13 protein-coding genes are annotated in these 12,118 nt (G+C 70.8%); 8 read left to right on the forward strand and 5 right to left on the reverse strand.

The window, feature by feature from the left end; genetic code table 11:
* Positions 1-441: LysR family transcriptional regulator (locus GVN67_RS24590; protein WP_159999958.1), on the reverse strand; the 441-nt coding region annotated here is incomplete at its 3' end.
* A gap of 81 nt (positions 442-522) precedes the next feature.
* Between GVN67_RS24590 and GVN67_RS24595 the strand changes: the two genes are divergently transcribed.
* Positions 523-1,248, forward strand: a complete 726-nt coding sequence (locus tag GVN67_RS24595) for a sulfite exporter TauE/SafE family protein (protein ID WP_159999959.1) — start codon at positions 523-525, stop codon at positions 1,246-1,248.
* Positions 1,249-1,252: 4 nt separating this feature from the next.
* Here the strand turns inward: GVN67_RS24595 and GVN67_RS24600 are convergent, their stop codons facing one another.
* From GVN67_RS24600 to hemF, 3 genes are all read right to left on the reverse strand, one after another.
* Entirely contained in the window at positions 1,253-1,921 is a 669-nt protein-coding gene (locus GVN67_RS24600) for a tyrosine-protein phosphatase (protein ID WP_159999970.1), read from the reverse strand.
* Positions 1,922-1,995: 74 nt separating this feature from the next.
* The gene (locus GVN67_RS24605; RefSeq protein WP_159999960.1) at positions 1,996-3,000 is read right to left on the reverse strand and encodes a tripartite tricarboxylate transporter substrate binding protein; all 1,005 of its coding nucleotides are present in this window, start codon (positions 2,998-3,000) and stop codon (positions 1,996-1,998) included.
* An 85-nt stretch (positions 3,001-3,085) separates the two neighbouring features.
* A complete protein-coding gene (hemF, locus tag GVN67_RS24610; RefSeq protein WP_159999961.1) occupies positions 3,086-4,057 on the reverse strand; it encodes an oxygen-dependent coproporphyrinogen oxidase in 972 nt (323 codons plus the stop codon).
* 341 nt (positions 4,058-4,398) lie between these two features.
* Between hemF and petA the strand changes: the two genes are divergently transcribed.
* From petA to GVN67_RS24645, 7 genes are all read left to right on the forward strand, one after another.
* Complete coding sequence (gene petA, locus GVN67_RS24615; RefSeq protein WP_159999962.1) at positions 4,399-4,986, forward strand: ubiquinol-cytochrome c reductase iron-sulfur subunit; 588 nt, start codon at positions 4,399-4,401, stop codon at positions 4,984-4,986.
* A 12-nt stretch (positions 4,987-4,998) separates the two neighbouring features.
* Positions 4,999-6,270: a cytochrome b/b6 gene (locus tag GVN67_RS24620; RefSeq protein ID WP_159999963.1), complete on the forward strand. Its 1,272-nt coding sequence runs from the start codon at positions 4,999-5,001 to the stop codon at positions 6,268-6,270.
* Complete coding sequence (locus GVN67_RS24625) at positions 6,270-7,067, forward strand: cytochrome c1 (protein ID WP_159999964.1); 798 nt, start codon at positions 6,270-6,272, stop codon at positions 7,065-7,067. Before GVN67_RS24620 ends, GVN67_RS24625 begins: the two co-directional genes overlap by 1 nt.
* 110 nt (positions 7,068-7,177) lie before the next feature.
* Positions 7,178-8,065 carry an S-methyl-5'-thioadenosine phosphorylase gene (locus tag GVN67_RS24630; protein ID WP_159999965.1) on the forward strand — a complete coding sequence of 296 codons (888 nt, stop codon included), beginning with the start codon at positions 7,178-7,180 and terminating at the stop codon, positions 8,063-8,065.
* A 20-nt stretch (positions 8,066-8,085) separates the two neighbouring features.
* Complete coding sequence (locus GVN67_RS24635) at positions 8,086-8,931, forward strand: LysR family transcriptional regulator (protein ID WP_159999966.1); 846 nt, start codon at positions 8,086-8,088, stop codon at positions 8,929-8,931.
* A 75-nt stretch (positions 8,932-9,006) separates the two neighbouring features.
* Complete coding sequence (locus GVN67_RS24640) at positions 9,007-10,242, forward strand: MFS transporter (RefSeq protein WP_159999967.1); 1,236 nt, start codon at positions 9,007-9,009, stop codon at positions 10,240-10,242.
* Complete coding sequence (locus GVN67_RS24645) at positions 10,242-10,886, forward strand: trimeric intracellular cation channel family protein (RefSeq protein ID WP_159999968.1); 645 nt, start codon at positions 10,242-10,244, stop codon at positions 10,884-10,886. The genes GVN67_RS24640 and GVN67_RS24645 overlap by 1 nt, the downstream gene beginning before the upstream one ends.
* A gap of 69 nt (positions 10,887-10,955) precedes the next feature.
* Here the strand turns inward: GVN67_RS24645 and GVN67_RS24650 are convergent.
* Positions 10,956-12,118, reverse strand: a 1,163-nt coding sequence (locus GVN67_RS24650; protein WP_235035461.1) for an acyltransferase, incomplete at its 5' end; no start/stop codon positions are given.

A 12,118-nucleotide genomic window follows, 5' to 3' on the forward strand; every position in this document is an offset into this window, starting at 1 on the left:
AGCTGTGTATAAGAGACACCCCTCGGCCACCGCCCGGACGATCGCGTGGCTCGGCCGTTCCTCCAGCACCACATCCAGCCGCGGATGCGCTGCCACGAACCGCCCCAGCACTTCTGGTAAAAAAGCTTCGCAGGCGGCGCTGTTGGCCGGCAGCCGGATCTGCCCCGCCAGCCCCCCGGCATAGGCCGAAAGCTCCCCCTGCATCTCGGCGATCTGCCCCTGCAGGCGGCGGGCATGATGCAGCAGCGCCTGCCCCGCCGGCGTCAGCGCCACGCCGCGCCGGTGCCGCTCCAGCAGCGCCGTGCCGATCCGCGCCTCGAGGCCGCGCAGCCGCGCGCTCGCCGCCGCCAGCGCCAGATGCGCCCGGGCCGCGCCGCCGGTGATGCTGCCAGCCTCCGCCACCGCCAGGAACAGCCGCAGGTCCGCCAGGTCCCAGTGCATGCGAGGCTTCGTGCCACGCGAAGCCTGGCGTCGGCAATGACGCATTGTGACCGCCCGGACCCCGGCGCAAAGCTGCGCCCCATGCAGCACGACCCCAGCCTGATCCTGGCCATCGCCGCCGTCTTCTTCGCAGCCGGCGCGGTGAAGGGCGTTATCGGCCTGGGCCTGCCCACCGTCGCCATGGGGCTGCTCGGCCTCTTCCTGCCCCCCGCCGAGGCCGCCGCCCTGATGATCCTGCCTTCGCTGCTGACGAATTTCGTTCAGGCGGCGACCGGCGGCGACCTCAGGCTGCTGCTGAGGAAGATGTGGCCCTTGTTGATCGGCTTGCCGCTGGGCACGGCGCTCGGCGTCTGGATCGGCATCGGCATGGGCGGCGGCGGCAATGCCCGGCTGGCGCAGATGGGGCTGGGCCTGGCGCTCATCCTCTACGGCCTCTTCGGCCTGGCCGAGCGCCGCCTGACCCTCCCCGCCCGCGGCCACGCCGCCATCGGCGCGGCCTGTGGCCTGGTCACCGGGGCGCTGACCGCGGCCACCGGCGTCTTCGTCCTGCCCGCCGTGCCCTGGCTGCAGGCGCTGGGGCTGGAGCGCCGCGCCCTGCTGCAGGGCATGGGGATCTCTTTCAGTGTCTCGACCCTGGCGCTGGCGGGGTCGCTCGGGGCAGGGGGGGACTGGCTGGCCTCGGCCCTCGCCCTGGTCCCGACCCTGCTGGGCATGGCGCTGGGGCAAAAGCTGAACCTGCCGCCTGTCCTGTTCCGTCGGCTGTTTTTCTGCGCCCTGCTGGCGCTGGGCGCCCACCTGCTCTGGTGAGGTCTCACTCCCGGCGGAGGATGCCGTCCACTAGCCGGTCCGCCCAGGGCCGGCTCTTGAAGTCGCGGCGCAGCGCGACCTCGTCGTAATCCTCGCGCACCCAGTCCAGGAACGGCTTCGGCCCACTTGCCCGGGTGAAACGGGCGTATTCCCGGAAGAAGGCGTCGAGGATGCCGGTCTTGCTGGAAGAAACATGGCCGAAGCGCCAGGACAGCTGGCGCATGGCGTCCTCCACCGGATGCCCCTGCAGCATGAGCCACAGCCCCGCCGCCAGCCCCGTGCGGTCGGCGCCCGACTTGCAATGGATCAGCACCGGCTCCGGCAATTCGGAAAACAGTCCGGCCAGGCGCAGGATGCGGTCCTTGTGCGGCGCCCCGCGCGATTCGAGGGGCGCATCGACATGCGTCAGCCCGAGCTCCGCCGCCATTTCACGCCCCAGCGCGTCCGACCCGCAATTCTGCCGGTGGCCGCGCAGGTTGATGACGCTGCGGATGCCTGCCGCCCGCACCGCGCGCCGCAGCGCCCCGGGGCTGGGATGGTTCGAGCGGTACAGCCGCCCCGGCGCCACCACCCCCCAGTTGCGCCAGCCCAGCCGCAGCACGGCGTGGTCGACGAACAGGCTGTTGACCCAGGCGGCGCGCCGCCCGGCCGGGGAGGTGAGATCCTGGACCATGGCGGGGGTATGGCCCCGCCACGGGTTCGCGATCAAGCGGCGGTTAATCCGCCCCCCGCGCCGGAGGCGCGATCTTAATCTGCCCGCGCGCCGGAAGCCTTCACCGCCGCCTGCCACATTGGCCGCTCGGCCTTGCCGCGGGCGACGGCATCCTCCGGCGTCGACCACAGGGTGAGCGCCCCGGCCTGCAGGAAGCGCGCCTTCAGCGCCTCGTCGCCCGAGATCTCCTTCAGGGCCCCGTTCACCCGGTCGACGATGGGGCGCGGCAGGCCGGCGGGTGCGACGAAGGCGCCCCAGGAGGTGATGACGAAGTCGTCCAGCCCGGCCTCGGCCATGGTCGGCACGTTCGGCAGGGTCGGCCAGCGCTGGGCGCCGGTCACGGCGAGCGCCCGCATCCGCCCCTCCTGGATCACCGGCACATAGGAGGCCAGGTTGTCGATGGCGAAGGTCACGTCGCCCGACAGCATCGCCGGGATGGTCTGCGCCGCGCCGCGGAACGGGACATGGGTGGCGTCCAGCTGCAGCCGGTTGCGGAAGATCTCGCCCGACAGATGCGGCGTCGTCCCCACCCCCGGCGAGCCGAAGGAGGCGCCGTTCGGCCGCTTCCGCACCCAGGCGATGAACTCCTGCAGCGTCGTCGCCGGGCAATGCTGGGTCGAGACCACCAGGACGTTGGGGAATTCCCAGGTCAGCCCCAGCACCGCGAAGTCGCGGTCGATGTCCCAGGGCATCGAGCTGTACAGGTACTGGTTGATCGAGAAATGCCCGATGGTCGAGGCGCCCATGGTGTAGCCGTCGGGGGCGGACTTCGCGATCGCGTCCATGCCGATATTGCCGCCGGCGCCGGGGCGGTTCTCGATGACGAAGTTCTGGCCGAATTTCTGGCCCAGCCGTTCCGCCAGCAGCCGCGACAGCAGGTCGGTCGAGCCGGCGGGCGGGTAGGGCACGATGAAGCGCACCGGCCGCTCGGGCCAGGGGCGGGCGCCCTGGGCACGGGCCTGGGGCGTCATCAGGGACAGCGCGGGGGCGAGCGCGGGCATGGCCAGCGAGGCGCCCAGCAGGGCGCGGCGGGTTGGCATGGATTCCTCCGGTCTTTTTTTCAGTCTTGGACCGGGAAAGGATGCCGATTTGGCGGCGGTGGCGCCAGTCTGGGACTGACGCCGCCTACCAGCGCACCCGCGGCGGCAGCGACATCAGGATCGCCTCGGTATGGCCGCCGGTCTTCAGCCCGAACAGCGTGCCGCGGTCGTGCAGCAGGTTGAACTCGACATAGCGGCCGCGGCGGAATTCCTGGTGCTCGCGCTCGGCCTCGGTCCAGGGCTCCTGCATGCGGCGGCGGACGATCGGCGGGTAGCCCGCGAGAAACGCCTCGCCCACGTCGCGGGTGAAGGCGAAATGGCGCTCCAGGCTGTCGCCCGATTCGTCCTCCCGCCCCAGCCAGTCGTAGAAGATGCCGCCGAGGCCGCGCGGCTCGTTGCGGTGCGGCAGAAAAAAATATTCGTCGCACCATTGCTTGAAGCGCGGGTAGTAGCCGGGGTCATGCCGGTCGCAGGCGGCGCGATAGGCGGCGTGGAAGCTGTCCGCGTCTTCCCGCGACTCGGGGGCTTCCATCGCCATCGGCGTCAGGTCGCCGCCGCCGCCGAACCAGGCGCGGGAGGTCGCGATGAAGCGGGTGTTCATATGCACCGCCGGCACCCGCGGGGAGTGCAGATGCGCCACCAGCGAGATGCCGGTGGCCAGGAAGCGCGGATCGGCATCTGCCCCGGGGATCTGCTTGCGGAAGTCGGGGCTGAACTCGCCATGCACGGTCGAGACATTGACGCCGACCTTCTCGAACACCCGGCCGCGCATCACCGACATCACCCCGCCGCCGCCGCCCGGCCGGTCCCAGGCGCTGCGGGTGAAGCGGCCCGGCGGCAGGCCGGCTTGCGGGCCTCCCTGGGGGCCATCCTGGGGGCCTTCCACCAGCGCATCCTCGATCGCCTCGAACTCGGCGCAGATGCGGTCGCGCAGCGACTCGAACCAGGCGCGGGCCGGCGCGGCCAGGGGGTGGCTCAAGGGATTGGCCAAGGGATTGGCCAAAGGATTGCCCGCGGGATCACGGTCAGGCTCGGGTTGCGAGGAAAGCTCGGTCATGGCGCGGATCCCGGCATGGCAGGGGCGCAACCCCCTGGCGCGCCCCGCGATGCGGTGGCGCTAGCGCGGGCCGGCGGGCGCGGCAAGCGGCGGATCGGTCCCATTCCCGCCGCGCGGCGGCCCAGGCACCTTCCTCCACGCGGACTTACGCGTTGAAAGATGTCACCATGCCGGGTGCGCAGCGATTGCCACCCTGCTGAAGCTGCCGTTATATGGCGCTGGCGCATGGATTGCAGCGCGGCAACGCGCTTGGCCTGTGTCTCCGCGGTGGCGGATAAAGGGAGTTAGCGGCCGGCCTGCCTGCCAGGCACCGGGTCGGCCGCCAAGAGGGACGATGAGGCATGGCCGAAACGCTTGCGCCGAGCACTGCCCCCGAGCTGGGACAAACCCAGGGGGGTGGCGAACATGGGCCCGACCAGGGGACGAAGCGTGACTTCCTGAAACTGGTGGCGGGCTCCTTCGCGGCGGTCGGCGTGGGCGCCATCGTCTGGCCGTTCATCCATTCGATGAACCCGGCCAAGGACGTGCTCGCGCTGGCCAGCACCGACGTCCCCCTCGGCCATATCGCCGAGGGCCAGGCGGTCACCGTCATGTGGCGCGGCAAGCCGGTCTTCGTCCGTCACCGGACGGGCGCCGAGATCACCGAGGCCAAGGCCGTGCCGCTGGCCGAGCTGCGCGACCCGCAGCCGGATGGCGCCCGCGTCCAGCGCGAGCCCTGGCTGGTGGTGCTGGGCGTCTGCACCCATCTGGGCTGCGTGCCGCTCGGCCAGAAGCCCACCGATGCGCGCGGCGACTTCGGCGGCTGGTTCTGCCCCTGCCATGGCAGCCACTACGACACCTCCGGCCGGATCCGGCGCGGCCCCGCGCCGAGCAACCTGGTGGTGCCGGACTACGCCTTCACCTCCGACACCCAGATTCGCGTCGGCTAAGGACCGCACCCCATGGCAACCGGTCTTCACGACAGCAGCTTCACCAACCCCGTCGTGCGCTGGATCGACCAGCGCATGCCGGTCTTCACCATGATGCAGAAGGAGTACGGGACCTTCCCGACTCCGCGGAATTTCAACTACTTCTGGAATTTCGGCGCGCTGGCCATGATCAACCTGATGATCATGATCGCCACCGGCATCTTCCTGGCGATGAACTACACCGCCCATACCAGCATGGCCTTCGACAGCGTCGAGCGCATCATGCGCGACGTGAACTACGGCTGGCTGATCCGCTACGTCCACATGAATGGCGCCTCGATGTTCTTCATCGTGGTCCTGGTCCATGTCTGGCGCGGCATGTTCTACGGCTCCTACAAGAAGCCGCGCGAGCTGCTCTGGATCCTCGGCGTCGTCATCTTCCTGCTGATGATGGCCACCGCCTTCATGGGCTACGTGCTGCCCTGGGGCCAGATGTCCTTCTGGGGCGCCACCGTCATCACCAACCTGTTCTCGGCCATTCCGCTGGTCGGCAACAGCATCGTGACGCTGCTCTGGGGCGGCTTCTCGGTCGACAACCCGACCCTGAACCGCTTCTTCAGCCTGCACTACCTGCTGCCTTTCGTGATCACCGGCGTGGTCTTCCTCCACGTCGCGGCGCTGCACATCACGGGTTCCAACAACCCGCTGGGCATCGAGCCGAAGGGTCCGCAGGACACGCTGCCGTTCCACCCCTACTACACGATCAAGGACAGCGTCGGCATCGTCGTCTACCTGATCGTCTTCGCCTTCCTGGTGTTCTTCACGCCGAACTACCTGGGCCATCCGGACAACTACATCCCGGCCAACCCGCTCTCGACGCCCGCGCATATCGTGCCGGAATGGTACTTCCTGCCGTTCTACGCCGTGCTGCGCGCCGTGCCGAACAAGCTGGGCGGCGTGCTGATGATGTTCGGCGCCATCGCCGTGCTGTTCGTGCTGCCCTGGCTCGACCGCTCGCCGGTGCGCTCGATGCGCTTCCGCCCGATCGCGAAATGGGCCTTCCTGCTGTGGACGGTGAATTTCTTCGTCCTGATGTGGGCGGGCGGCAAGCCGGCCGAGGGCCTGTACGTCGTCATCTCGCGCCTCTCGACCGCCTATTACTTCGCCTACTTCCTGGTGATCCTGCCCCTGCTCGGCAAGATCGAACGGCCGCTGCCGCTGCCGGAAAGCATCAGCCGCGCCGTGCTGCGCGGCGGTGGTCCCCTGCCCGGCGGCGCCGCGGCGAAGCCGATGGAGAAGGCGTGATGCGGCTGCTGAACCAGACGAAGGCCGGCTTCCTGAAAGGCGCGGCGCTGGCCGCCGCCCTGCTGCTCGGCCTGGCGGCGCCCGCCGCCCAGGCCGCCGAGGGCGGGGTCGCCATCCCCGATGCGCGGTTCCAGCATGACCGCATGCTGGGCACCTTCGACCGCGCCGCGCTGCAGCGTGGCTTCCAGGTCTACAAGGAAGTCTGCGCCGCCTGCCATGCGGCGCACCTGCTGTCCTACCGCAACCTGCGCGAGATCGGGCTGAGCGAGGCGGAGGTCACCGCCATCGCCGCCGCCTACCAGATCCCGGACGGGCCGAACGACAATGGCGAGATGTTCGAGCGGCCCGGCCGCCCGTCCGACCGCTTCCGCCGGCCCTTCGCCAACGACGCCGCGGCGCGCGCCGCCAACAACGGCGCGCTGCCGCCCGACTTCTCGGTGATCGTCAAGGCGCGGCCCGGCGGCGGCAACTACATCCATGCCCTGCTGACCGGCTACGAGGACCCGCCGCCGGCCGGCGTCACGGTCATGGAGGGGATGCATTACAACAAGTATTTCCCCGGTCATCAGATTGCCATGGCGCCGCCGTTGAACAGCGACGGCCAGGTGCAGTATGGCGATGGCACCCGTGCCACGGTCGACCAGATGGCCCGCGACGTGACCACCTTCCTGGCCTGGGCCTCGGAGCCGGAGCTGGAGACGCGGCGTGCCATGGGCATCCGCATCATCCTGTTCCTGATCGTCATGGGCGGCCTGACCTATGCCGTGAAGCGGAAGATCTGGGCCGACGTCCACTGACGCGGTCCCGCCGCCCGCGTGCCGACCTCTATCAAGGGCCGCCTCCGGGCGGCCTTTTTCATTCCCGGCCGCCCGCGGGCGGCTGGTCTTATTCCGGGGAGACCTGACCCATGAGCGATACCTTCGAACCCGTCATCGGCCTGATCGGCGGCTCCGGACTCTATGACATCGACGGCCTGGAAGACCGCCAGTGGAAGCGGATCGAGAGCCCCTGGGGCGAGGCCTCGGACGAGCTGCTCTTCGGCCGCCTCGACGGCGTCCGCTGCGTCTTCCTGCCGCGCCATGGCCGCGGCCACCGGGTGCCGCCCTCGGCGCTGAACTACCGCGCCAATATCGACGTGCTGAAGCGCGCCGGCGTCACCGAGATCCTGTCGCTCTCCGCCGTCGGCTCGCTGAACGGCGACCTGGAGCCGGGCCGCTTCGTCATCGTCGACCAGTTCATCGACCGCACCTTCGCCCGCCAGAAGTCCTTCTTCGAGACCGGCTGCGTCGCCCACGTGTCGGTCGCCCACCCGGTCTGCCCGCGCCTGGGCGACGCCGTGGAGGAGGCCGCCCGCCAGATCGACCTGCCCTACAAGCGGGGCGGCACCTACCTGGTGATGGAAGGCCCGCAATTCTCGACCAAGGCCGAATCCGAGCTGTACCGGGCCTGGGGCTGCGACGTGATCGGCATGACCAACATGCCGGAGGCCAAGCTCGCCCGCGAGGCGGAGCTCTGCTACGCGACCGTCGCCATGGTCACCGACTTCGACTGCTGGCATCCCGGCCATGACCATGTGACGGTGGATGCGGTGGTGAAGGTGCTGCTGGCCAATGCCGACCGCGCCAAGCAGCTGGTCAAGGCGGTGATCCCGATGCTGGGCAAGCCCCGCGGCGCCTGCCCGGCCGGCTGCGACCGCGCGCTGGAGCATGCCATCGTCACCGCGCCGGAAAAGCGCGACCCGGCGCTGATGGCGAAGCTGGATGCGGTCGCCGGGCGGGTGCTGAAGGCGGCCTGACCGAGCGCGAGGAGGTCGAGATGCGGATCCCCGACCTGGATCTCGACCTGCTGCGCTGCTTCGTGCAGGTGGCCGAGCGGGGCGGCTTCACCGCCGGCGCCGCAGCGCTCGGCCTGACCCAATCGGCCGTCAGCCTGAAGGTGAAGCGGCTGGAGGAGCTGCTGCAGAAGCGGGTGCTCGAGCGCAGCAGCCGCAGCGTCGCGCTGACGCGGGAGGGCGAGACGCTGCTGGCCTATGCCCGCCGCATGCTGGCCCTGAACGACGAGGCGGTGCGGCGGCTGGTGGCGCCGCCGATCACCGGGCGGCTGCGGCTCGGGGTGGCGGACCACTTCGTCCCGCGCAACCTGGCGCCGATCCTGGCCCGCTTCGCCGCGCATTTCCCGGAGCTGCGGCTGGAGGTCGAGGTCGGCCGCAGCCATGAGCTGCGCGCGGCGCAGGAGCGGGGCGCGCTCGACCTGGTGCTGGGCAAGCGGCGCGACGGCGAGACCGAGGGGCGGCCGATCTGGACCGAGCCCATCGTCTGGGTGGCGCCGCCGGGCTGGCTGCCGCCCGAGGGCCGCGCGCTGCCGGTGGCGATGCTGCCGCAGGGCTGCATGTTCCGCGACCGGGCGCTGGCGGCGCTCGCCCGGGCCGGGATGGAATTCGAGGTGGTCTATACCTCGGCCAGCCTGCTGGGCGTCGCGGCGGCGGCGCAGGCGGGGCTGGCGGCGACCGTGCTGGGGCGCTCGGGCCTGCCGGCGGGGCTGGTCGAGCATGCCAGCCTGCCGCCGCTGGGCACCGCGGTGATGGCGGTCTTCGGCGACGCCACCAACCAGACGCAGATCGTCGAGCCGCTGATCGAGATGATCCGCGAAAGCCTGCAGTGAATCGGCTGTGACACCGGTTTGACAGCACGGCGTGGCCGGGCGCAGCCTTTCGCCCGCATTCACGGACGCAGCGACATGAGCAGCATCGGCACCGAGGCCGCGCCTCCGCCCTCGAAAGACTGGCGCATCATCGGCCTGATCGGCACCGGGCATTTCCTGTCGCATTTCTACATGCTGTGCCTGGCGCCGCTGTTCCCGCTGTGGCGGGAGGAGTTCGGCGTCTCCTACACCGAGCTCGGCCTGTCGATCGCGGCGATGGGGGTGGTGACGGCGGCGCTGCAGACGCCGGTGGGCTTCCTGGTCGACCGGCACGGGGCGCGGCGCTTCCTGGTCGGCGGCACGCTGCTGATGGCGCTGTCGATCTCGGCCATGGCCTTCGCGCCGAACTATCCGACCATCCTGCTGCTGGCGGTGCTGTCGGGCATCGGCAACAGCGTCATCCACCCGGCCGACTACGCCATCCTGGCCGGCAGCATCAACAAGGCGCGGATGGGCCGGGCCTTCGCCATGCACACGCTGACCGGCAATCTCGGCTTCGCCGCCGCGCCGCCGGCGATCGCGGCGCTGGCCCTGCTGATCGGCTGGCGCGAGGCGCTGCTGCTGGTGGGCCTGCTCGGCGTGCCGGTGGTGGGCGCCATCCTGTGGCAGAGCCGCATCCTGGCCGACCAGCCGAAGGCCCGCGACAGCAAGCCGGGCGAGGGCGGCATCGCCATGCTGATGACCCGGCCGATGCTGCTGTTCTTCACCTTCTTCCTGCTGTCGGCGATGGCGGGGTCGGCGATCCAGGCCTTCGCCATCCCGGTGATGAACAAGCTCTGGGGCCTGCCGCTGGCGCTGGGGTCGATGCTGCTGACCGGCTATTTCACCGGCAATATCCTGGGCGTGCTGGTGGGCGGCTGGTTCGCCGACCGCTCGCGCCGGCATGGCGTCTTCGTCGTGGTGCTGACCCTGGTGGCGATGGCGCTGATCCTGGTGCTGGGGATGGTGCCGCTGCCGGGCCTGGGCGCCATCGGCGTCGCGGGCCTGGCCGGCCTGGCGCTCGGCGCCAGCCGCACGCCGCGCGACGTCATGGTCAAGGACGCCGCACCCCCGGGGCAGATCGGCAAGGTCTTCGGCTTCATCTCGGCCGGGCTGCCGCTGGGCGGCGCGCTGACGCCGGCGGTGGGGATGCTGCTCGATGCCGGGCGGCCCGAGCTGGTGCTGCCGCTGGTGGCGGGGCTGCTCGGCCTGTCGCTGCTCTGCATGGGCACGGCGGCGGGCGCCAGCCGGGCGGCGCGCGCTGCCCTGCCGCGGACCCAGCCGGCCGAATAATGCTCTCCCTCGGCTTGCTCCTGGAGGCGCTGAACTGGATCGGTTCGGCGACCTTCGCGGCGTCCGGCGCGCTGGTGGCGTCCCGCAAGCAGCTGGACCCGGTGGGCTTCGTGCTGGTCGCGGCGACCACGGCCTTCGGCGGCGGCACGCTGCGCGACCTGCTGCTCGGGCGCCCCGTCGCCTGGCTGGGCACGCCGGGGCTGGTGCTGCTGGCGGCGCTCGTGGCGCTGCTGGTCTTCTTCACCGCGCATCGGCTGGAACGGCGCTTCTCGGCGCTGCTCTGGGCGGATGCGGTGGGGATGGCGCTGTTCGCCGTGCTGGGCGCCGAGGCCGCCCTGGCCGAGGGCGCCAGCCCCTGGGCCGCCATCCTGATGGGCATGGTCACCGCGACCTTCGGCGGCGCGCTGCGCGACGTGATCTGCGGCGAGCTGCCGCTGATCCTGCGGAAAGAGATCTACGCCACCGCCGCGGCGCTGGGGGCGGCGCTGTTCGTCGGCCTCACCCTGCTGGCGCTGGACCGCAGCATCGCGGTCTGCGCCGGCATGGCGGCCGGCTTCGGCACCCGGGCGGCGGCGCTGGTCTTCGGCTGGTCGCTGCCGGCCTACAAGCCGCGCCCCGGGCGGGACTATCCCGACCAGCGCTAGGTAGTGATGGCTTGAGGTGGAAGCACCGAAAAGCCTGGATCACGCGGCTCGGTCCAGCGCCAGGCGGCCTCAGCCCGGCACCCGGATGGTGGCCAGCCGCAGCTTCAGCTCCCGCCGCTGGCGCAGCCGCCGCTGCAGCGGCCGGTCGTAATGCCGTGCGAGCCACAGGCTGACGGCGATCATCGCTGGCAGCACCACCAAGCCGGCCCAGGGGGCGAGCTCGACGGGATCGATGTCGAGGAAGCGGACGCAGCGCCGCAGCAGCTCCTGCACCGGGAAATGGATGGCGTAGATCGGGAAGGACAGCGCGCCGAGGCGCAGGAAGACCGGCGCCAGGAAGCGCCCCGGCTCCAGCATGCTGGAGACCAGCAGCAGCGCCGGGAAGGCCAGCATCACCATGGCCAGGTCGAACAGCCGGCGATATTCCGGCGGCACCTCGACCATCAGGATGGCCATCAGCAGCAGCGGCAGCATCCACGCCAGGCGGGAGGTGACGAAGCCCTGGCGGTGCAGCCGGTACAGCAGCACGCCGGCGAAGAAGGAGAAGCCGACGCGGGCGAAGCCGCCCCAGACATTGAACCAGGCCGAGCCGGTGTCGAGGTTGCCGTATTCCAGCACCGACCAGACCAGCGCCACCGCCGCCAGCAGGGTGATGGCCAGCAGCCGCCGCAGCGACAGATAGGGCAGCAGGCAGGCGAAGAGCATGTTCACCAGCAGCTCGAAGAACAGCGACCAGCCGGGGCTGTTCAGCGGGAAGATGCCCGGCGTCTCGTGCGCGGTGGGGGAGGGCAGGAAGGCCAGCCCGGTGCCCAGCGCGATCAGCAGCCCCTGTAGCGTCTCCATCGAGCCGCCGCCAAGCGCCAGCGCCACCGCGCCGCTGACCGCGCCCACCATCAGGCCGAGGAAATACAGCGGGTAGAAGCGGACCAGCCGGTCGCGCAGGAAGCGGCGCAGCGTCAATCCGCCGGCCAGCCGCGAGCCATAGGCATGGGCCAGGACGAAGCCGCTGAGCAGGAAGAAGAAATCCACCGCCAGATAGGCGCTGGGCATGACCAGCGGCAGTACGAAGCCGGGGTCGTGCAGGATGACGACGGCCAGCGCCGCGGCGCCGCGCAGCCCGTCCAGCGTGTGGAAGAAGCGGCGGCCATCCGGGCTGCCGCCGGCCAGGGCCTGGCCCGACAGCGGGGCGGTGCGGGGCATCGCCGTCACGCGCCGGCCAGGGGGCGCGGGGG

Origin of the sequence: Roseomonas sp. 18066, from assembly GCF_902706185.1 — a bacterium.
GTDB lineage: Bacteria > Pseudomonadota > Alphaproteobacteria > Acetobacterales > Acetobacteraceae > Pseudoroseomonas.